At 35.9% G+C, this 20955-nt stretch carries 19 protein-coding genes; 10 read left to right on the forward strand and 9 right to left on the reverse strand.

Translation table 11 applies throughout. The features are described from left to right. Positions 1 to 42: 42 nt before the first annotated feature. The 4 genes from B6A10_RS10850 to B6A10_RS10865 all read right to left on the reverse strand — a co-directional run bounded on the left by B6A10_RS10850 (position 43) and on the right by B6A10_RS10865 (position 5618). Positions 43 to 831 (reverse strand): ThuA domain-containing protein, encoded by a 789-nt coding sequence (locus B6A10_RS10850; protein WP_188220897.1) that lies wholly within the window; start codon positions 829 to 831, stop codon positions 43 to 45. 29 nt (positions 832 to 860) lie between these two features. Next, on the reverse strand, positions 861 to 1277 hold the full coding sequence (locus B6A10_RS10855; RefSeq protein ID WP_188220898.1) for an endonuclease domain-containing protein: 417 nt from the start codon (positions 1275 to 1277) through the stop codon (positions 861 to 863). A 254-nt stretch (positions 1278 to 1531) separates the two neighbouring features. Beyond that, on the reverse strand, positions 1532 to 2764 hold the full coding sequence (gene odhB, locus B6A10_RS10860; protein WP_188220899.1) for a 2-oxoglutarate dehydrogenase complex dihydrolipoyllysine-residue succinyltransferase: 1233 nt from the start codon (positions 2762 to 2764) through the stop codon (positions 1532 to 1534). A 64-nt stretch (positions 2765 to 2828) separates the two neighbouring features. After that, positions 2829 to 5618 carry a 2-oxoglutarate dehydrogenase E1 component gene (locus tag B6A10_RS10865; protein ID WP_188220900.1) on the reverse strand — a complete coding sequence of 930 codons (2790 nt, stop codon included), beginning with the start codon at positions 5616 to 5618 and terminating at the stop codon, positions 2829 to 2831. Positions 5619 to 5734: 116 nt separating this feature from the next. On the opposite strand from B6A10_RS10865, the gene B6A10_RS10870 reads away from it, so the two are divergent. Beyond that, positions 5735 to 6280 carry a hypothetical protein gene (locus B6A10_RS10870; protein ID WP_055091831.1) on the forward strand — a complete coding sequence of 182 codons (546 nt, stop codon included), beginning with the start codon at positions 5735 to 5737 and terminating at the stop codon, positions 6278 to 6280. A gap of 8 nt (positions 6281 to 6288) precedes the next feature. Here B6A10_RS10870 and B6A10_RS10875 read toward each other — a convergent pair whose 3' ends face one another. Further along, the gene (locus B6A10_RS10875) at positions 6289 to 6642 is read right to left on the reverse strand and encodes a hypothetical protein (protein WP_055091829.1); all 354 of its coding nucleotides are present in this window, start codon (positions 6640 to 6642) and stop codon (positions 6289 to 6291) included. 31 nt (positions 6643 to 6673) lie between these two features. Next, positions 6674 to 7648 (reverse strand): polyprenyl synthetase family protein, encoded by a 975-nt coding sequence (locus B6A10_RS10880; RefSeq protein WP_055091827.1) that lies wholly within the window; start codon positions 7646 to 7648, stop codon positions 6674 to 6676. A gap of 194 nt (positions 7649 to 7842) precedes the next feature. Between B6A10_RS10880 and B6A10_RS10885 the strand changes: the two genes are divergently transcribed. From B6A10_RS10885 to B6A10_RS10905, 5 genes are all read left to right on the forward strand, one after another. Next, entirely contained in the window at positions 7843 to 8364 is a 522-nt protein-coding gene (locus B6A10_RS10885; RefSeq protein ID WP_055091826.1) for a YceI family protein, read from the forward strand. Between the two features lie 33 nt (positions 8365 to 8397). Next, positions 8398 to 8994, forward strand: coding sequence for a TetR/AcrR family transcriptional regulator (locus B6A10_RS10890; protein ID WP_055091825.1), 597 nt, complete (start codon positions 8398 to 8400; stop codon positions 8992 to 8994). A gap of 4 nt (positions 8995 to 8998) precedes the next feature. Next, the gene (locus B6A10_RS10895; RefSeq protein WP_055091823.1) at positions 8999 to 10339 is read left to right on the forward strand and encodes a TolC family protein; all 1341 of its coding nucleotides are present in this window, start codon (positions 8999 to 9001) and stop codon (positions 10337 to 10339) included. Position 10340: 1 nt separating this feature from the next. Next, positions 10341 to 11408 (forward strand): efflux RND transporter periplasmic adaptor subunit, encoded by a 1068-nt coding sequence (locus B6A10_RS10900; RefSeq protein WP_055091821.1) that lies wholly within the window; start codon positions 10341 to 10343, stop codon positions 11406 to 11408. Between the two features lie 89 nt (positions 11409 to 11497). Further along, on the forward strand, positions 11498 to 14674 hold the full coding sequence (locus B6A10_RS10905) for an efflux RND transporter permease subunit (protein WP_055091819.1): 3177 nt from the start codon (positions 11498 to 11500) through the stop codon (positions 14672 to 14674). A 117-nt stretch (positions 14675 to 14791) separates the two neighbouring features. Here the strand turns inward: B6A10_RS10905 and B6A10_RS10910 are convergent, their stop codons facing one another. Together B6A10_RS10910 and B6A10_RS10915 are read right to left on the reverse strand one after the other, a co-directional pair. After that, the gene (locus tag B6A10_RS10910) at positions 14792 to 14998 is read right to left on the reverse strand and encodes a hypothetical protein (protein WP_055091818.1); all 207 of its coding nucleotides are present in this window, start codon (positions 14996 to 14998) and stop codon (positions 14792 to 14794) included. After that, positions 14988 to 15398, reverse strand: a complete 411-nt coding sequence (locus B6A10_RS10915; RefSeq protein WP_055091816.1) for a carboxymuconolactone decarboxylase family protein — start codon at positions 15396 to 15398, stop codon at positions 14988 to 14990. The genes B6A10_RS10910 and B6A10_RS10915 overlap by 11 nt, the downstream gene beginning before the upstream one ends. A 257-nt stretch (positions 15399 to 15655) precedes the next feature. On the opposite strand from B6A10_RS10915, the gene B6A10_RS10920 reads away from it, so the two are divergent. The 4 genes from B6A10_RS10920 to B6A10_RS10935 are packed head-to-tail and all read left to right on the forward strand — an operon-like array spanning position 15656 to position 20380. Continuing rightward, positions 15656 to 18118, forward strand: coding sequence for a TonB-dependent receptor (locus B6A10_RS10920; protein WP_188220901.1), 2463 nt, complete (start codon positions 15656 to 15658; stop codon positions 18116 to 18118). 58 nt (positions 18119 to 18176) lie between these two features. After that, positions 18177 to 18506 (forward strand): hypothetical protein, encoded by a 330-nt coding sequence (locus B6A10_RS10925; RefSeq protein WP_055091813.1) that lies wholly within the window; start codon positions 18177 to 18179, stop codon positions 18504 to 18506. A gap of 8 nt (positions 18507 to 18514) precedes the next feature. After that, positions 18515 to 18817 (forward strand): hypothetical protein, encoded by a 303-nt coding sequence (locus tag B6A10_RS10930; protein WP_055091811.1) that lies wholly within the window; start codon positions 18515 to 18517, stop codon positions 18815 to 18817. Positions 18818 to 18820: 3 nt separating this feature from the next. After that, positions 18821 to 20380 carry a PepSY-associated TM helix domain-containing protein gene (locus B6A10_RS10935; RefSeq protein WP_188220902.1) on the forward strand — a complete coding sequence of 520 codons (1560 nt, stop codon included), beginning with the start codon at positions 18821 to 18823 and terminating at the stop codon, positions 20378 to 20380. Positions 20381 to 20437: 57 nt separating this feature from the next. Here B6A10_RS10935 and B6A10_RS10940 read toward each other — a convergent pair whose 3' ends face one another. After that, the gene (locus tag B6A10_RS10940) at positions 20438 to 20803 is read right to left on the reverse strand and encodes a toxin-antitoxin system YwqK family antitoxin (protein ID WP_055091807.1); all 366 of its coding nucleotides are present in this window, start codon (positions 20801 to 20803) and stop codon (positions 20438 to 20440) included. Positions 20804 to 20955: the final 152 nt, after the last annotated feature.

Genomic DNA, 20955 nt, shown 5'->3' on the forward strand with positions numbered 1-20955 from the left:
GAATTAATTTTTAGGCTGTGAATCTGCAGTTTTTTAAAAAATTTACTTTCGGTTTTTTTTCTTCGAATGGGATTCTTTTGAATTTTCTCTTAACGCCCACAAAAGCCCACCTTCAAGGTGCCTGATAAAAACCGGATCAACATAATCCTTGCTATCATGCCCAAGAGCCGTATAAAACACTCTTCCGCCTTCAAATTCATGGTACCAGGCCAATGGTAAATAATCACCAAAAGTACGCCCCGGATAAACCTCTTTTTCGCTGTCTTTGACAGTTCGCATATCGGCAGCCAAAAGTACCCGATTATTAGGATTGAATTCGTTCATATAATAACACTCGTCTTCTTTCTTCCAAGTTTCGCCTAACATCGAAGTTGCAGGATGATTTTTATTAATCACTTTTATTTCAAAAGACTGAAAAGCCGGATGTCTTTTAAACTTCCCTCCCACCATTTGAGCATACCAAGGCCAATCTTTCTCAGAATCTGAAGCACTGTGCACACCCACGTAGGCTCCTCCAGAACGAATATAATCCACCAACGCTTGTCTTTGCTCCTCGGTGTCAAAAATATCATTACAGGTATTTGAAAAAACAAGACAACTATATTTTGCCAAATTTTCGGTATTCATTACCGTCGGGTCATCAGATACATCCACAATTAAGTTGTTTGCTTCCCCAATTTTTTTCCAGGCTTCCACACTGAAAGGAATATTTTTATGCACATAACCTTTGCCGTTTTTGGTATACACCAAAATTCGTTTTTTAGCCGGCGGATTGGAGAAAGCAGCATTCAAGCCAAAAACAACCGTGAGCAATAGTAATTTGATTTTCATAATTTTCTATTTATATCATTTTATAATAATTAACCGAATTCCTGAATAATATAATTCTCTAATTCTTTCATTACATTATCTAAATCGTGTTTCACTCTAAAATCAGAAATCCTGTAAACATAAAGCCCTAAATTAGTCAAAAATTCCTCTCTCTTGTCATCATACTCCTGTTTATCGTCATGGCTAGAACCATCAATTTCTATTATCAAACCGAGAGATTTTACATAAAAATCAACTATAAAACTACCTATAATTCGCTGCCTGTCAAAATCAATAGTCCAGAAAGTATTATTTCGTACTTGTCTCCAAAAAACAACTTCCGACAAAACTCCCGCTTTTCGCAAAGCCTTGGCTCTACCAGACAACGCTTTATTATACGGCAATAATTCGATACTTCTCCTGTAAATAGGCTTATCATGGATATAAGTAACGATTTCGGGTTTCATAAGCTGATTTGTTTTTTATTTCAAATATAGTTGCCACCCCGCCCTTCGGGCACCCCTCCAAAGGAGGGGAAATTTAGCTTTCTTGAAAATTGCAATCCAAATAAACGTTATACTTCCCCTCTTTTTAAGAGGGGTGCCCGTAGGGCGGGGTGTTCTTTACGCATTATACCATTTCCGAATATAAAAAGAAAATCCCAAATTCCTGCTCAAGGAATTTGGGATTTATATGTTTGTCAGACTGAGCTTGTCGAAGTCTACAATTCAAATGCTTTTTTAGGATTTCCACCGCAAAGCAATTCAACCGGATTTTCTAAAGCTTCTTTAACAGCAACTAAGAATCCTACAGACTCACGACCATCGATAATTCTGTGGTCATAAGATAAAGCGATGTACATCATTGGATGAATTTCAACTTTACCGTTAACAGCGATAGGACGCTCGATAATATTGTGCATTCCTAAGATTCCAGATTGTGGAGGGTTGATAATTGGTGTAGACAACATAGAACCAAATACACCACCATTAGTGATTGTAAAAGTTCCTCCTGTCATATCATCAACTGTAATTTGTCCGTCACGAGCTCTTAAAGCCAATCTTTTGATTTCAGCTTCGATACCACGAAAAGTTAAATTCTCAGCATTACGAACAACAGGAACCATTAATCCTTTTGGTCCTGAAACTGCGATAGAAATATCACAGAAATCAAATCCAATTTTATGGTCACCGTCCATCATAGAATTTACATCAGGGAACAATTCTAACGCTCTTGTTACCGCTTTTGTAAAGAATGACATATATCCTAAACCTACACCACCGTGTTTTGCTTTGAATGCGTCTTTGTATTCATTACGCAATTGGTTGATAGGCGTCATGTTTACTTCATTGAAAGTAGTTAACATTGCTGTCTCGTTTTTAGCAGCAACTAATCTTTCTGCTACTTTACGACGTAACATTGACAATTTAGTACGCTCTACACCACGGCTTCCACCTGTTGGAGTTCCCATTGAAGGAACTGCTTTTACAGCATCGTCTTTAGTGATTCTTCCACCTTTACCAGTTCCTGTTATAGTTGCTGGCGCTATATTTTTCTCGTCTAATATTTTTTTAGCTGCCGGAGATGGTGTTCCCGTAGCATAAGTAGTTGCTGGTGCTGCAGGAGCCGCTGGCGCAGGTGCTGCTTTTGGTGCTTCAGCTGCAGGAGCTGGTGCTGCTGCAGGAGTCGCTGCTGGTGCAGATCCAGATGGTTTAGCTGCAGAAGTATCAATATGACAAACTACTGCCCCAACTGCTACTGCATCACCTTCTTCTGCTTTAAGAGTAATGATACCACTAGCTTCTGCAGGTAATTCTAATGTAGCTTTATCAGAGTCAACCTCAGCAATTGCTTGGTCTTTTTCTACATAATCTCCGTCTTTTACTAACCAAGTTGCAATCTCAACTTCTTTAATTGATTCCCCTGGTGATGGGACTTTCATTTCTAAAACCATGTCCTATTATTTTAAATTATGAATTTTATTTTTTTAATGTATAAATCTTTATTCTGTGCGATTACTATCTAAACAAATTTTTATCAAATACCATTCTGATAGCATCAGCGTGACGACGTTTTGCTCTGGTGTAACTTCCTGCTGCCGGTGCTGAATACGCTTTCAATGAAGCCAATCTCCATTTTACCAAATCAAAGTTAGCTAACATAAAAGTATAAGCTCCCATGTTTTTAGGCTCTTCCTGTGCCCAAACATAATCATCAGCATTTGGATATTGTGCAATAATCGCTTTTAATTGCTCCACTGGTAATGGGAATAATTGCTCGACACGAACAACTGCCACATCATTACGACCGTTGTTTTCTCTTTCAGCAACGATATCATAATAGAACTTACCTGTACAGAAAACTAATGTTTTCACATCTTTCTTGTTTACTGTAGTATCATCGATCGTTTCCTGGAATTCACCATTAGCCAATTCTTCAACGGTTGACACACATCTTGGATCACGTAATAAACTTTTTGGAGAGAATACTACCAATGGTTTACGGTAATCTGTTTTCATTTGTCTTCTTAACAAGTGGAAAAAGTTAGCCGGAGTAGTACAATCAGCCACATACATATTGTGACGTGCACATAATTGTAAGTAACGCTCCATACGTGCTGAAGAGTGCTCTGCTCCTTGTCCTTCATAACCATGAGGTAATAACATTACCAATCCGTTTTGATTGTTCCATTTATCTTCTCCACAAGAAATATATTGGTCAATCATAATTTGAGCTCCATTGGAGAAATCACCAAATTGTGCTTCCCAAATTGTCAAAGAGTTTGGATTAGCTAAAGCATAACCATAATCAAATCCTAATACTCCGTACTCAGATAAGAAAGAGTTAAAAATACGGAAGTTTCCTTTTTTATTCTCGATTTTGTCTAACAATACTACTTCTTCTTCAGAATCTTCAACTTTCACAACCGCATGACGGTGAGAGAAAGTACCACGCTCTACGTCCTGTCCTGAGATACGAATATCAAAACCTTCCGTCAATAAGGAACCGTAAGCCAAAGCTTCTGCTGTACCCCAGTCTAAAGTATTGTTATCATAACCTACTTTTCTGTCGGTAACAATTTTTCTGATTTTGTTGATGAATTTTTTGTCTTCCGGTAAAGAAGAAATCGTATTGATAATAGAATCTAAAGTCCCTTTATCCACTTTAGTATCTACTTTTTTCAACATTACATTATCAGAAACCTGTTGAAATCCTTTCCATTCATCTTGCATAAATGGAGTAATGATAGTCAAATCTTTTTTACGAGACGCTTCTAAATTATGATCTAAATCGTCTTTGTATTCTTTTTCTAAAGTTTTTACCAAATTAGCATCGATAATTCCTTCAGACAATAATTTCTCTGCATAGATATCTCTTGGATTTCTGTGCTTAGCAATGATTTTATATAATACCGGTTGTGTGAAACGAGGCTCATCACCTTCGTTGTGACCATATTTTCTGTATCCTAATAAGTCGATGAATACGTCACGTCCAAATTGCATACGGAAATCCAATGCAAATTGCATCGCGTGAACTACTGACTCAGCATCATCAGCATTTACGTGTAATACCGGCGATAAAGTTACTTTAGCCACGTCAGTACAATAAGTAGAAGAACGAGCATCTAAATAGTTCGTTGTAAATCCTACCTGATTATTGATTACAATATGGATAGTTCCACCTGTTTTGTAACCATCTAATTGTGCCATTTGGATGATTTCATAAAGAATCCCCTGCCCTGCAATAGCAGCATCCCCGTGAACGGCGATAGGTAATACTTTAGAAAAATCTCCGGGGAAATATTTATCTTGTTTTGCTCTTGTAATACCTTCAATTACTGCACCTACAGTTTCTAAGTGCGAAGGGTTTGGAGCTAAGTTAATATTGATTTTTTTACCTGACTTAGTGATTTTGTCTGCGGTAAGTCCTAAGTGGTATTTTACGTCACCGTCAAAATATTCCTGATCGTAATCTTTTCCGTCAAATTCAGAGAAAATATCCTGAGTAGATTTTCCAAAAATATTAGCTAAAACGTTCAAACGACCACGGTGAGCCATTCCCATTACAAATTGCTCTACTCCTTTTTCGGCAGCTCTTTCAATTAACGCATCCAAAGCCGGAATAATCGATTCTCCTCCTTCAAGTGAGAAACGTTTTTGACCTACATATTTAGTATGCAGAAAGTTTTCGAAAGAAACCGCTTGATTTAATTTATTTAAAATCCCTTTTTTCTCATCAGCATTAAAAGTTGGACGATTTTCATTTACATTCAATCGATTCTGAATCCAGTCTACAATTTCCGGACGACGAATATACATATACTCGATACCGATATGCTGACAATAAACAGTTGTTAAGTGATTGATAATTTGAGATAAAGAAGAAGGTTGTAAACCTAATATTTTAGCCGCATCAAAAGTAGTATTCAAATCGGCAGCAGAAAGACCAAAATTTTCAATATCTAAAGTTGGAGAAAAAGTTCTGCGCTCTCTAACCGGGTTTGTTTTAGTAAACAAATGTCCTCTGGAACGGTAACCATCAATTAATTTTACAACTTTAAATTCTTTTTGAAGATGCTCAGAAATTTTACTGTTATCTACAGGAGCTGAAGATACGGAAGCAGCCGGAGCAACTTCTCTGATATATTGAACCGGATTTTCGTCATTGTATGTTTCCATTCCAAAGTCGAAACCCTGAAAAAAACTTCTCCAGCTAGGCTCTACGCTATCTGGGTTCTCTAAATATTGATCGTATAATTGAGCGAAAAATTCGGTATGCGCTGCATTTAAAAATGAAAACCTATCCATAATGTTAGTGAATATACTTTTTGTTAAAATAGTTTGGCAAAAGTACAATAATCAACTAAATTAGCTTGAAAATTAAAACACTTTTAACTGTTAAAATGTTAAATACCTAAATACTTATGTCAAAAAAACCCACCTCAGGCGTTTTGCTTTCTATTTTAAGCATCGTATTTACATTGATTTCTATTGATTTATCAGCCCAATACCAAAAAAACGACTTCAATTCTAAAAATATTTTTTGGCAAAAAGTACAATTTGGGGGCGGTTTAGGTTTGAGTTTCGGAAACCGATATACCGATATTTCCGTTGCTCCAAGCGCTATTTATAATGTCAACGAATATTTTGCCATAGGTTTAGGCGCACAATACACTTATGTAAAAGTAAAAGAAGAATACAATTCCAATTTATACGGAGGAAGCGTGATTACTTTATTCAACCCCATTCCGGAAATTCAGCTTTCAGCCGAACTGGAACAACTAAGAGTTAATGTAAAAGGAATTGGCATCAATGACTTTAGTGATAATTTCTGGAATACAGCTTTGTTTTTAGGAGCCGGTTACCGCAACGGAAACATAACTATTGGCGCACGCTACAATGTATTATTTCAGGAAAACAATCGCGCTTACAGCGATGCTATCATGCCTTTTGTGAGGGTTTATTTTTAATTAAAGTCTTACTTAAATTTATTACGGAACCACACTTTTTGCCATTCTCTTTTCAGGATTAAAAAAGCAACGTCTTCAGCCAAAACAACCAAATCCGAACCATCGAGTTTTTTAACCTCTTCTTCCGAAACATCAATCACATAAAGCAAATTCAGATATTCAGCAAATTTATACTGAATCAACCGGTAGATTTTTTCATGCAACTGAATTTTCAATTCAGCCGGAGAAAGACTCATCGGAAAATCGACTCCTTCATTCGCCAGATTAAAATCTTTGTTTAACTGCTCAATCAATTTCAGATACAGCGCTTCTTTTTGAGCTTCCTCAAACAACAAATCAGCATTTAACGGAGTAACATACATAATTTTAAATTTCAAAAATCAATGGCAATTTTTAGACTTTTCTACCCATTAAACCTTCTCCAAAAACTCTCAGAATATTTTTCTTTTCAGAATCGATATTCATTTTATCTAAAGTTTCAAAAGCTTTAAAAGTATAGGCTTCAATAGCTTTTTGCGTAGCCGTTGCCGCTCCGGAATTTAGAAAAATGGCTTTCACCTGAGCAATTTTAGCTTCGTTTTCTTCCATTTGAATCAAAAACAATTCTACTAACTCCTGTTTGTCAATTTCATTAGCAAACTCTAAAGCTTTCAGATACAAATAAGTCTTTTTGTTTTCTATAATATCGCCGCCCACTTGTTTTCCAAAAGTTTTTGGATCACCAAAAGCATCTAAATAATCATCCTGCAACTGAAACGCTATTCCCAGATTCAAACCAAAATCATAAATCAAATCGGCATTTTCAGTTGAAGTTTCCGCAATAATCGCCCCCATTTTCATCGCCGCAGCCACTAAAACAGCGGTTTTATATTCAATCATTTTCAAATATTCCGGAATGGTTACATCAGTTCTCGATTCAAAATCCACATCCCATTGCTGTCCTTCACAAACTTCCAAAGCGGTTTTACTAAACAACTTTGCCAAATCCCTAAAAATAACCGGCTCGTATTTTTCAAAATATTGATACGCTAAAATCAGCATCGCATCTCCGGATAAAATTCCGGTATTGATATTCCATTTTTCATGCACGGTCGTGTTTCCTCTTCGCAAAGGCGCATCATCCATAATGTCATCATGTACCAATGAAAAATTATGAAAAACCTCCACGGCCAATGCAGCTGGCAAAGCTTTTTGATAAGAACTCCCAAAAATCTCTGCACTCATCAAGGTTAAAACAGGTCGAATTCTTTTTCCTCCAAGTCCTAATATATAATGTATCGGTTCGTATAAATTTTTAGGCTCTTTTATCGCTAACTGCGACTGAAGATATTCGGCTACAAATTCCTGATATTGATTAATGGCGTGCATAAACATAATTTTCGGGCTAATTTACAGCATTCACACTGGATAACAAACAACGTTTATCACTGAAATGTTAAATTATTACAAATACAATGGAAACTATTTTGGTTTTCAAAGTTTCCATTCTATATTTGCAACGCATTTAACAATTAATTTCCGAGTCAGACTGAAACAGACTGATGCTAACGAATTCGAGAATCATGAATACAAAATGGAAGGTTAATTCAAATCAGTCTGATGCATTAATCAGAATGAAAAAATCGATGGTTGCTTATTTAGGAGGCACTTTCAATTCTTTTCAGGGCTACGCCAATGTAAAGAATAACGAAATTGAAGATGCTGCTATCGCTTTTTCATTAGATGTCAAAAACCGTGAATCGAAACTGGAGCGTTTGGGCAATTATTTAAAACTAAATGATTTTTTAGACGTCAACCGATTTCCAACAATAAGTTTCAAATCGACTTCTTTTCAAAAAATTAACAAAAACATCAATTTTTTAAAAGGTGATTTAACCATAAAGAACATTACAAAATCAGTCGAATTAGATGTCGAACTGATAGAAAACGATTATTCTGACGGCGAAAAAGAACTGGCTTTTGAACTTACGGCTGCCATCAACCGAAAAGATTTTGGATTAATTCCGACTTCTTTTTTAGGACAAAAAAATACACCAAAAGTTCAGGACATTAAAATAGTAGCCAATGTAGCATTTAGTATTTAACCTCAAAGACTCATAAAATGATTATAAAATAAAATGAAAGACAAAATTATTGCTAAGGCGAGCGAGATGTTTTTAAAACTAGGTTTTAAAAGTATCACTATGGATGATATAGCAGGAGAAATGTGTATTTCTAAAAAAACGATTTACAAATATTTTTGCAACAAAGAAATCTTAATTCAGGAAAGCACCCAACTGGTTCACAAACAAGTTCATGAATTAATCGAATCGGTAGTTGCCAAAAATCATAATGCGATTCAGGAAAATTTTGAAATAAGAAATTTATTTAAAGAACTCTTTAATAGTAGTACTGACAGTTCACCAGTTTACCAATTAAAAAAACACTATCCTGAGATTTACCAACGGGTATTAGAACAGGAAGTGAGTCAATGCGAAAATTGGTTTAGAGAAAACATTAAAAAAGGAATTACCGAAGGTTTGTACCGAAAAGACATCGACATCGAAAGCTACGTTAAATTTTATTATGTCCTGATTTTCCATATCAACGAAAATACGAGTTCAGAAATGGAAGCACAACGAATCGAATTAGAAGCTTTAGAATACCATACCCGGGCTATGGCAACCCCGTCAGGCATCATCGAATTGGAGAAAAATTTACTTAAATACAACTAAAATAATGAAACAATTACTAATACTAACATTTCTTTCCTTTGTAAGTTTTACAAAGGCACAGGAAAAAACCACGCTGACACTCAAAGATGCTATTCAGTATGCACTTGAAAATAAAGCCGACGCTAAAAAAGCACAGCTGAAGATTGAAAACAGCGAATACCAAATTCAGGAAGTTCGCTCCAGAGCCTTACCACAGATTTCTGCAAATGGAAATTTGACTTACAATCCTATTCTTCAAACTACCGTTATTGACGGGGCTGGATTTGGCGCACCAGGCACAACTATTCAGGCTGCCTTTGGACAAAAATGGATCTCAACAGCGGGAGTAAGTTTGACACAAAACTTATTTGATCAATCGGTTTTTACCGGATTGAAAGCAGCCAGAACCACCCGTGAATTTTACAAAATTAACAATCAACTGACCGAAGAAGAAGTGATTGAACGAGTAGCTAATAATTATTATCAGGTGTATGTTTTAAGACAAAAACTGGCTTTAGCTGAAACCAATTTAAAAACGACTTCAAAAGTTAAAGATATTGTTAAAGGGCAATACAACAACGGTCTGGCTAAAAAAATTGATTTAGATCGAATGACTGTAAATCTATCAAACATCAACACCCAAAAACAACAGATTATCAATGCTTTGCAATTGCAGGAAAACGCCTTGAAATTTTATATGGGAATGCCTATGAACGCGCAAATTGAAATTCCGCAATCAGAATTTGAAGTAACTCCGGTTGCGATTTCAGAAGCACCAAACACCGCTAATCGTTCGGAATATTTATTACTTAAAAAACAGGAAGAATTATTAATCTTGCAAAAAAAATCAGTAATTGCCGGTTATTACCCAACACTTTCGCTTTCGGCCAGCTACAATTACATTGGTCAGGGACCTAAAATGCCTTGGTTTGCCAACTCACAAGACAAAGTGTATTGGTCAGATTTCTCAGCAATCGGACTAAATTTAAAAGTGCCTATTTTCGCCGGATTTGGAACCAGAGCCAAAGTAAGACAGGCTGATGTGCAGTTGCGTTCGCTTCAGGAAGATATTAAAGACACTCAACTGGCATTAGATTTAGATTATAAAAATGCAACTACTCAAATTGAAAACAGCCTGATTACCCTTCAAAACCAAAAAGAAAATATGAGACTGGCTGATGAAATTTTGAGAAATATCAACAACAATTATTTACAAGGTTTAGCATCTTTAACTGATTTACTCGATGCTGAAAACGCTTCTACAGAAGCTCAGAACAATTATACTGCCGCTGTTTTAGATTACAAACTGGCAGAAATCAAACTTATCAAATCAAAAGGCGAACTAAAAACACTTATAAACAAATAACATGAAAAAATACATAACTACCGGACTTGTCATTATTGCTTCCTTAGCATTAATCGGATTTATTTTAACCAAGAACAAAGAGGCCAACGAAGCTAAAATTGCGATTGTTGCTGAGAAAAATGCAGCGGTTTCCGTAAAAGTAGCTACTGTAAAAACAGAAGCTGTTTCATTAGATTTTTCGGCCAACGGACTTTTCGAACCTATTCAGGAAATCACACTTACTTCTGAAAAAACCGGAAAAGTGGTGCAAATTTTAGCCAAAGAAGGAGATTATGTTTCCAAAGGTCAAACGCTTGCCATCATGAGAGCCGATGCTATCAACGTAAATGCTCAGGCTGCTGAAGCGGCTTATCAAAACGCCAAAGCTGATTACAACCGTTTTGAAAATGCTTTCAGAACCGGAGGTGTTACCAAACAACAATTAGATCAGGCAAAAGTAGCGCTGACTAATGCGGAAGCCAACTACAAACAGGCTAAAATCAACATTGGAGATACCCGAATCAAAGCGCCTATTAACGGATTTATCAATAAAAAATACATTGAACCGGGAACTATCATTATGGCAATGCCGGCTACTTCCTTATTTGACATTGTTAATGTAAGCAAATTAAAATTGACTATTACGGTTAATGAAGCTCAGGTTGCCCAATTAAAAGTAGGCAATTCAGTTACCGTAAAATCAAGCGTATATCCGGATAAAGAATTTTCAGGAAAAATTACATTCATCGCTTCTAAAGCTGATACCAGCCTGAATTTTGCAGTAGATATTGAAATTGCAAATAACCCTAACAACGACCTAAAAGCAGGTATGTACGGTACTGCTGTATTCCAATCTGGTCAGCAAAAACAAACGATGACTGTAATTCCAAGAACAGCTTTCGTAGGAAGTGTAAGCAGCAATCAGGTGTTTGTTGCTGAAAACGGAATTGCAAAACTAAAAACCATCACTGCCGGAAGAATTTTAGGTGACCAAGTGGAAGTTTTAGACGGTTTATCGGATGGTGAAACAGTAATCACAACCGGACAAATCAACCTACAAGACGGTAATTCGATAGAAATTATTAAATAAAAGTAACTAGTAATCAGTAAAAAGTGAATAGCCTTCGGGCTAATTACTATTCACTAATCACTTTTCACTAATTAGTACAAAAGAAAAATATGAAATTAGCAGAAATATCCATAAAACGTCCTTCCCTGGTGATTGTATTGTTTACAATCCTAACGCTTGGCGGACTATTCAGTTACAGCCAGCTGGGCTATGAACTGATTCCTAAGTTCGAAATGAACGTAATTACGGTTTCAACGGTTTATCCGGGGGCTTCTCCGAGTGAGGTTGAAAACACCGTAACTAAGAAAATAGAAGATGCGATTGCTTCTTTGGAAAACATCAAAAAAATTGATTCCAAATCCTACGAGAGTCTCTCGGTAGTTTCCATCACATTGACATCTACTGCCAATGTGGATGTTTCGATGAACGATGCCCAACGAAAAATTAATGCTATTCTAAGCGACTTGCCCGACGATGCTAAAACACCTTCGTTGAATAAATTCTCCTTGAGCGACATGCCAATTATTTCCATTGCGGCCAATGCCAAAATGGACGAAGCCTCTTTTTATGACTTGATTGACAAAAAAATCGCGCCGGTATTGTCCCGTGTTCAGGGTGTTGCTCAGGTAAATATTATCGGAGGACAGGAACGTGAAATTCAGGTAAATCTGGATGCTACTAAAATGCAGGGATATGGATTATCTGTTCCTCAGGTGCAACAAATGATTTTAGCTTCTAATTTGGATTTCCCTACCGGAAATATTCAAACCCGCGAACAAAAAATCCTGATTCGTCTGGCTGGTAAATATAAAAGTGTGGACGAATTAAGAAATTTGGTTATCTCTTCAAAAGACGGAATTCAAATTCGCTTACAAGATATTGCCGATGTTCAGGATGCGCAAAAAATTGCCGAAAAAATCTCCCGTGTAGATCAAAAAAGCGCTATTTTATTGCAAATCATCAAGCAATCAGATGCTAATGCGGTAGCTGTAAGTGAACAAGTAGCACAAACCGTAGCCAAATTAATCAAAGATTATGAGGTAAACGAATTAAAATTAGAAACAGCTAAAGACACCACAATCTTCACTCTTGAAGCAGCCGATTCGGTAATTCACGATTTATTAATTGCCGTAATTCTGGTAGCCTTAGTAATGTTGTTCTTCCTGCACAGTGTAAGAAACTCTTTGATTGTAATGGTTTCTATCCCAGCTTCCTTAATTGCAACTTTTATTGGTATTTACCTTATGGGATATACCTTAAACTTAATGAGTTTATTAGGATTATCATTGGTTGTAGGTATTCTTGTGGATGATGCCATTGTGGTATTAGAAAATATTTACAGGCACATGGAAATGGGTAAAGGCCGTATTCGCGCTGCCTTTGACGGAACTGCCGAAATTGGTGGAACGGTAACTTCTATTACCTTAGTAATTGTGGTGGTATTTTTACCAATTGCCATGAGTACCGGATTAGTATCTAATATTATTACACAATTCTGTACCACTGTTGTAATCTCTACTTTGTTATCGCTTTTAGCCTCCTTTACAATTATTCCCTGGTTATCCTCCCGATTTGGAAAATTGGAACATATTGAAGGAAAAAATCTTTTTGGTCGAATTATTCTTGGTTTCGAAAGTATGCTTAGCCGTTTCACACACTGGGTTACTGAAATCTTAGAATGGTGTTTGGATCATTATATCAAAACTATCTTAGTTGTAGTAGTTTTATTCTTTGCTTCTACCATCGGATTGATGGGGGGCGGATACATTGGTGGTGAATTCTTTGCATCTTCGGATAGTGGTGAATTTTTGGTACAAATTGAAATGCCAAAAGACGCATCCTTGGAACAAACCAACTTTATGACGCAAAAAGCAGAGGCTTATTTAAAAAAACAGGAATATGTTCATAGCCAAATTACCACTGTAGGTCAAACTTCAGAAGGTATGGGAGCTACTCAGGCTACTGCTTACAAAGCTGAAATTGACGTAAAAATGATTGAACAGTCAGAGCGTACCGATGATGCCTCAGTTTATGCAGCCAAAATGAAACGCCAATTGGAAAAAGTATTGGTGGGTGCCAAAGTAAAAACTGTTCCTGTTGGTATTATGGGAACTGCCGAAGACGCTAAATTAGGATTGATTGTAACCGGTCCAAATGTAGAAAGTGCCATGAAATTTGCCAAATTGGCCGAAGCCGAATTACGTAAAATCCCAGGAACTACCGAGATTAAACTAACCGTTGAAGACGGAAATCCGGAAATTAACGTTCAGGTGGATCGTGATAAAATGGCGGCCTTAGGATTGAACCTTCAAACGGTGGGTATGACCATGCAAACAGCCTACAGCGGGAATACCGATGGCAAATTCCGTGCTGGTGAATACGAATACGACATCAATATTAAATACAATGCTTTTGACCGTAAAAATATTGACGATGTAAGTAATTTGATTTTTATTAACGATCAGGGACAACAAATTAAGTTATCTCAATTTGCTACCATTACTGAAGGTTCCGGACCAAGTAAACTGGAACGAAGAGACAAAACTGCTTCTGTAACGGTTCAAGGACAAAACATTGGAGTTCCATCGGGAACTATTGTTCAACAATGGGAAGAAAAATTACAAAAATTAGACAAACCTACCGGAGTAAACTACATTTGGGGTGGTGATCAGGAAAATCAAAGCGAAGGTTTTGGTACCCTTGGAGTTGCTTTATTAGCTGCTATTATCTTAGTTTATTTGGTAATGGTAGGTTTGTACGACAGTTTCGTTCACCCTTTTGTGGTATTGTTTGCCATTCCACTTTCATTCATTGGAGCGATGCTGGCCTTAGCCTTAACTAATAATTCCTTAAACATCTTTACCATTTTAGGTATCATCATGTTGATTGGATTGGTTTGTAAAAATGCGATCATGCTTGTGGATTACACTAATCAAAGAAGAGCTGCCGGAGAATCCATCAGAACCGCTTTAATTCAGGCCAATCATGCCCGTTTGCGTCCTATTTTGATGACCACCATTGCGATGGTATTTGGTATGCTTCCAATTGCCTTAGCTTCGGGAGCCGGTGCGGAATGGAAAAACGGTTTGGCCTGGGTAATCATTGGAGGTTTGATTTCTTCCTTATTCCTGACTTTGATTATCGTTCCGGTAATTTATGAAATCATGGAGAAAATAATCGCCAAATTCTCTAAAGGAGAAAAAATCGATTACGAAGCCGAAATGGTTGCCGATTACGACCACAAAGAATTAAGTGAAGACGGTTTTAACCCAAAACACACGATGTAAACGCGTCCCTTTTCAATAAAAGAAACCACCTGAAAGCAATTCTCAGGTGGTTTTTTGTTTTAATGAAAGATTCAAAACTTTTGTTAACTCAATAAAAAACGAAATTCAAAGAGAACACTACGCTTCACTTTGATTTCCATTTTGAAGCTTAGCAGCTGCTCTGTCATAATTGGAAACTACCTGTTTCAACTGTTCAATAGCTTCGGCTGTAAGTTCGCCTTTAGCGCCTTCTGCCACCCAGCGTGATGCTGAAATTAAAGTAGCTAGTTCGTAACCGCTGAGTGTAATATGAAAAACCAGATTATTTTTCTTTTCAATGTGCATGTTGTGCCATATTTTCTTTCACATAATTACCTATCTGTTTCAATTCGCCGGCAAACTCGTCATAATCCGTTTGCATACCGTTGAGATAGGCACTCCAGCCAAGCGACATTTTTGCATAATGAACCGCTTCCTGTATTTCTTCATCTGTTGCACCAAAGAGTTTTGCGGTCTCTGCATGAAACAATGTACAATATCTGCATTTAGTTTCTGAATGTAAGGCTACCCCCATCAATTCTTTGTATTTATTAGGAATAAGTGTTTCTCCCAATTGAAGGTTTTTAAACAATTCCCATTCAAAATCTAAATAAGCTTCGGGAATATCTTTCATAAATCCCGGAACTATCCCTAAATGCGCTCTGATTTCGGCTTCAACTTCCGATCGATTTCTTGCTATTGCCATCTTTTTTAGTGATTTTAAAAAATTATTTGCAATCTGGATTTCATAAAAATTTGACCTATAAATTTACAAAAAAAGCAACAAACAAAACACAAACAACTGAATAATAAATAGTTAAAAAACACCCTTAATAATTTACATTATCATTTTTCACGAAACCCATCATGTTTAAAATGTTTTATTTAGAATAAATTAAAATAATTTTGTTTTGTAAGGATTTGCTTTTTACTTTTGCACTATTAAAATTTATTCTAAATAAAATGAACGTAAAATCTACCCTAACAATTTTAAATCTATTGTTCGTTTTACTTTTTTCTACCGCTGTCTTGGCACAAGAAAAAGCAAGTATCAAAGGACAAATTACACTAAATGATAATCAGACTCCTGATAACATTTCGGTTCACCTAAAAGGAACCCGATTTGCAACCGTAACCGATGAAAAAGGAAATTACAGTCTGAAAAATATTAATCCCGGTGCTTATACGTTGAAAATTTCGGCTATTGGATACCAAAGCCAAGAACTAAAAATTAATTTAACCAACGGTCAGCAACTGATTCAAAATGCCACTATCAAATCGCGCTCCGAGAAACTTACGGAGGTAGTGATTAATCATAACAAAAAAAACACTTTTGCTAAAAAAGAAAATCAGCAAATCTCAAAATTGCCTTTAAAAAACCTTGAAAACCCACAGGTTTATACCACAATCACAGCAGAATTATTAAAAGATCAGGTAGTTACCAATATTGATGATGCACTTAAAAATGCACCAGGTGTACAACCACTTTGGACTTCAACAGGTCGTGGAAGTGATGGAGCAGGATATTTTGCATTAAGAGGATTCGCTGTTCAACCTAGAGCACTTAATGGATTACCGGGTATCTCAAACGGTAGCTTAGACCCGGCTAACATTGAAAAAATAGAAGTAATCAAAGGACCTTCGGGAACTTTATTCGGAAATACGATAACATCTTACGGTGGTTTAATTAATATTACAACTAAAACTCCTTATGATCATTTTGGTGGTGAAATTAATTACACTACAGGATCTTATGGTTTAAACCGAGTTACAGCCGATGTAAACACTCCTTTAAATGACGACAAAACAGTTAATTTCAGAATTAATACAGCTTACCACAACGAAAATAGTTTTCAGGATGCCGGATTTAGAAAAGCATTTTTTGTAGCTCCGTCTTTATCTTACAAAGCTTCCGACAGACTTTCTTTCTTAATTAACACCGAATTTTTAAGTAATGAAGCTACTAATGCAACTATGTTGTTCTTAACGCGTTCGACAACTTTGAGAGCACACAACATGAATGAATTAAGATATGACAACAAGCGCTCATATACCAGCAATCAATTATCCATTAAAACACCTTCTTTTAATTTACAAGGACAAATGTTTTATAAAATAAATGATTCCTGGACTTCACTAACTGCCATTTCTAAAACATCGGCAAAGTCAGATGGATATTACAGTTATTTGTTTGAAGGAACAGCTTCGTTTCCGGCAATTACTGATGGTGTAGTATTTGGACGTTACATTAACAATCAAAATTCGACTACATTAGCAACTGATATCCAACAAAATTTTATCGGAGATTTCAAAATTGGAAACATGAGAAACCGAATTGTTGTCGGATTAGATTATTTCAACCGTCAAATTATCGACAATGGTACCGGATATGCTCTTAACGGCTATGTATATATAGGAAATGACGATTTGCAAACAGTAAACGAAAATGTTTTTGGAATTACCGACCCTGCAAAATACATCACAACCGGAGACAATGGAAAATTAAGCAAAAACGCAACCGATGCTCTATTAGCCGGAGCAACTGTAAACAACAGCAAAACCAAACAAGAAGTATATAGTGCTTATGCATCTGACGTAATTGATTTTCTTCCTAACTTATCAGCAATGGCAAGTTTACGTATCGATCGTTTTATGAATGCACAAAACGGAAGTTACAACCAAACGGCTTTATCTCCAAAATTTGGAATTGTGTACCAACCAATTTTAAATAAAGTTTCGCTTTTTGCAAATTACATGAACGGATTTACAAATGTTGCACCACAGGAAGACATCAACGGAACAACCAGAACACCACGTGTTTTTAATCCGGAGCAGGCTAATCAACTAGAATTTGGAACAAAACTAGATTTATTTGAAGACAAATTATATGCTAGTTTTAATTATTATAAAATCAAAGTAACCGACCGCGTTTACAACATTAGAAATTCGGCTACCGACATCACTTACTATCAGGACGGTGCTCAGAACAACGAAGGTTTTGAAGCCGAAATTATTGCAAACCCAATTCCTGGATTCAACATCGTAGCGGGTTATAGTTATGTAGATGCAGCGATAAAAAAAGGTGATATAAATACCGTAGGTTATCGCCCAACCAGTGCCGGAGCTTACAACACAGCAAACCTTTGGGCCAGTTACCGTTTTCAACAAAATGTATTAAAAGGTTTTGGAGTAGGTTTTGGTGGTAATTATTCCGGTGAAAACAAAATTACTCATGGAGCCGTAACCGGAACTTTCACAATTCCTGAATACACCGTATTGAATTCTTCTGTTTTCTATGGAAATGACAAATTTAATATTACACTAAAAATTGATAATATTACAAATACCGATACTTATGATGGCTGGTCAACAATCCATCCTCGAAACATGAGAAGTGCATCGGCAAGCTTTTCATACAAATTTTAAAAATTAACTAAAACAGCTTTCTTTCAACCAAGAAGGCTGTTTTTTAATTGAAACTATTATGATTTCATTCATTGCGTTCAACATTTTTTTAGGTTTTTATGTGTTGTACAACACCTCTAAAAAAGCAACTTTATCAAATAATTTGCAAATACAAAGATGGATTCAGCATAACCCAAAACCTTCCCGTTTTGTAGGATTAGCAATCTTAGCAATTGCTTATAGTTTACTCATTAGCATTAAAGCCGTTGGGGTCTCCAGTTTAATCTATTTTATTCAATTAATGACTATTGGAAGTCTGGTAGTCATTTTAGCACCGCTAAAAATCATCAATTACAAAGTTGTATCAGTATTGTTTATTCTTGCTGTACTGGTTGAACTTTATTTTTAAGTCAAAATATGCCGGCAAATCCAAAATACCTCACTCAATCCAAAACACAACGTTTTGCAAAAATAACAGCAGCTATTTTAGGCGGCTATTTTGTTTCGGTAAGTTTTCATCTGGCTCTTACCAGTTGGTTTAACCGTCCCAATATAATAATAACCATGACTTTTAGTGCTTTTATTCTTTGGGTAGCACTAATGATTGTGGCGTTTTTAGCCAAAAACGGTTGGAAAATCTGGTTTTTATACCTTGGTTTGAGTCTGTTCTTTTTAGGAATTCTTTATTTAGGACAAAATTATAATCCTGTAGCCCCATAAAACATGAACAATAGAAATTACAATATCTTTTTTCACCTCCATACCGTTAGCGGAATTATCATCAGCGTAGTTCTTTTTGTCATCTTTTTTGCGGGTTCTTTTTCTTTTTTCAGAGATGATATTGCCGATTGGGAAAAAGGCGAATCAGCTAGTCTTTCTAAAGAAATTCAACTGGATTACAACCACAGTCTAAAAGTTCTGGACAGTCTTTACGATTTGCATGGCCGAAAAATAACTATTACGCAACCGCATAACGAAAAAGAAGTTGCGGTGTATTTAGAAGCGTCTAAAGATAGTCTGACTTCCCAAAAAGGCAAAGAAGCAAAATTTTTATACCTTAATAATAGTACTTATAAAACCTCAACTTATGTAGAGAATTACAATCTGGGTGAATTCATTTATCGTTTGCACTTTTTGGCACAAATTCCCTATCCGGTTGGCTACTATTTATCCGGATTCATCGCCTTATTTTTTCTGTTTGCCACAGTAACCGGAGTATTGGTTCATTGGAAAAAAATCATTTCTAATTTTTATGTTTTTCGACCAAAGGAAAAACTAAAAACCTGGTGGACCGATGCACATACTTCATTAGGAATGCTGGGACTGCCATTCCAGTTTGTTTATGCCGTTACCGGAGCTTTTTTCATGATTAAGTTACTAATTATCGCACCAAGTGTTCAACTGTTATACGATGGTAAAGAAGATCAATTGAACAAAGAACTGGAATACACAACGACTGCTGTACCTTTTGCAAATAAAGCCTTAACCAAAACTTTCAGCCTGAATCAAATGGTGGGCGACACTAAGAAAAACTGGAATGATTTTGACGTCACAAAGGTTGAAATTCAAAATTACGGCGATACCAATATGCAGGTTTTGGTTGAAGGAGAAATGGAATTTGACCAAAAATTTACCGCTATAGGCAAACGAATTTACAAAGTAGCCACAGCAGAAATCATTGCCGAGAAAAATCCGCTGGCACAGAGCAGTTATTTAGACAGTGTAAAAAACATTTTATATCGTATTCATTATGGCGATTACGGTGGTTATGGCTTAAAAATCATCAGTTTTGCTCTGGGAATTTTATCTTGTTTTGTGATTATCTCAGGAGTGATGATTTGGCTGGTTGCCAGAGATAAAAAAAATATTCCCGAGAAAAAAAGGCGTTTTAACGAAAGTGTAGTCCGTTATTATTTAGCCATTTCGTTAACTATGTTTCCGGTAACAGCCTTAACATTTATAATGGCGAAAGTTTTCTTCCCATTAGGACAGGAAAAAATATATTCCATCTACTTTATCAGTTGGCTACTACTCAGCATTATTTTAATTTTGAAAAAAAATAATGGTTTTACCAACAGATTTTGTTTGTTTTCAGGAAGTATTTTAGGATTCCTGATTCCAATTGCAAATGGAATAAAAACCGGAAACTGGTTTTGGATTAGTTATACCAATAATCATTTTCAAATGTACTTTATTGATGTATTTTGGATTGTACTTTCAACTATAACTTTTTATGCGGCTTTTAAAATAAAAAGCAGCTCCCTGAAAACAAAAAACTCATAATACAAAAAGGCTTTCCCAGAATCTGAGAAAGCCTTTTTACAATTAACAATTCTAAATTTAATCCACATTAACGATTGCTTCTTTTTTCCAGTTTTTAACCGAAGCAATTTTATTGTTTGAATAATCTACTTCGCTTAAAGTAGCAAATCCTTTTTCGCTTTCATCTGTCCAGAAAAACCATTTGCCCACTTTTTTTCCATTTTTATACTCGGCAATAGCGGTTTTGTTTCCATTTTCGTCATAGGAAACCCAGGTTCCTTCTAATTTCCCTTTTACAAAGAAACCTTCCTGTTGTACCTGACCATTTTCATAAAAATAAGTGGCTTTCACCTTTTTCCCGTAAGGTTCCAATACCGGTTTTGCATCTTGTGCAAAAATCATCCCTGTAATTAAAACTGCTCCAATAACTATATATTTTTTCATGATGTAAAATTTAAATGGTTTCTTTTATCAAATTTACATTTAAATTTACATTTAAATTTACATTTAAAAAACAATTTGGTAACAATTTGGTAACACAAACTAAAAACTTAACATTGGAAATTAAAACACCTTATTCTTCAAAGCAGTAAAAA

The sequence above is a fragment of the Flavobacterium pokkalii genome (genome assembly GCF_014596575.1).
GTDB classification, from domain to species: domain Bacteria; phylum Bacteroidota; class Bacteroidia; order Flavobacteriales; family Flavobacteriaceae; genus Flavobacterium; species Flavobacterium pokkalii.

Excerpts from the sequence above, each read along its gene's own strand:
- B6A10_RS10895 (WP_055091823.1), top strand. The coding sequence starts at position 8,999 with ATGAAACAATTACTAATACTAACATTTCTTTCCTTTGTAAGTTTTACA.
- B6A10_RS10855 (WP_188220898.1), bottom strand. The coding sequence starts at position 1,277 with ATGAAACCCGAAATCGTTACTTATATCCATGATAAGCCTATTTACAGG.
- B6A10_RS10875 (WP_055091829.1), bottom strand. The coding sequence starts at position 6,642 with ATGTATGTTACTCCGTTAAATGCTGATTTGTTGTTTGAGGAAGCTCAA.
- B6A10_RS10935 (WP_188220902.1), top strand. The coding sequence starts at position 18,821 with ATGAACAATAGAAATTACAATATCTTTTTTCACCTCCATACCGTTAGC.
- B6A10_RS10905 (WP_055091819.1), top strand. The coding sequence starts at position 11,498 with ATGAAATTAGCAGAAATATCCATAAAACGTCCTTCCCTGGTGATTGTA.
- B6A10_RS10910 (WP_055091818.1), bottom strand. The coding sequence starts at position 14,998 with ATGCACATTGAAAAGAAAAATAATCTGGTTTTTCATATTACACTCAGC.
- odhB (WP_188220899.1), bottom strand. The coding sequence starts at position 2,764 with ATGGTTTTAGAAATGAAAGTCCCATCACCAGGGGAATCAATTAAAGAA.
- B6A10_RS10900 (WP_055091821.1), top strand. The coding sequence starts at position 10,341 with ATGAAAAAATACATAACTACCGGACTTGTCATTATTGCTTCCTTAGCA.
- B6A10_RS10915 (WP_055091816.1), bottom strand. The coding sequence starts at position 15,398 with ATGGCAATAGCAAGAAATCGATCGGAAGTTGAAGCCGAAATCAGAGCG.
- B6A10_RS10940 (WP_055091807.1), bottom strand. The coding sequence starts at position 20,803 with ATGAAAAAATATATAGTTATTGGAGCAGTTTTAATTACAGGGATGATT.
- B6A10_RS10870 (WP_055091831.1), top strand. The coding sequence starts at position 5,735 with ATGTCAAAAAAACCCACCTCAGGCGTTTTGCTTTCTATTTTAAGCATC.
- B6A10_RS10885 (WP_055091826.1), top strand. The coding sequence starts at position 7,843 with ATGAATACAAAATGGAAGGTTAATTCAAATCAGTCTGATGCATTAATC.
- B6A10_RS10880 (WP_055091827.1), bottom strand. The coding sequence starts at position 7,648 with ATGCACGCCATTAATCAATATCAGGAATTTGTAGCCGAATATCTTCAG.
- B6A10_RS10890 (WP_055091825.1), top strand. The coding sequence starts at position 8,398 with ATGAAAGACAAAATTATTGCTAAGGCGAGCGAGATGTTTTTAAAACTA.
- B6A10_RS10930 (WP_055091811.1), top strand. The coding sequence starts at position 18,515 with ATGCCGGCAAATCCAAAATACCTCACTCAATCCAAAACACAACGTTTT.
- B6A10_RS10920 (WP_188220901.1), top strand. The coding sequence starts at position 15,656 with ATGAACGTAAAATCTACCCTAACAATTTTAAATCTATTGTTCGTTTTA.
- B6A10_RS10850 (WP_188220897.1), bottom strand. The coding sequence starts at position 831 with ATGAAAATCAAATTACTATTGCTCACGGTTGTTTTTGGCTTGAATGCT.
- B6A10_RS10925 (WP_055091813.1), top strand. The coding sequence starts at position 18,177 with ATGATTTCATTCATTGCGTTCAACATTTTTTTAGGTTTTTATGTGTTG.
- B6A10_RS10865 (WP_188220900.1), bottom strand. The coding sequence starts at position 5,618 with ATGGATAGGTTTTCATTTTTAAATGCAGCGCATACCGAATTTTTCGCT.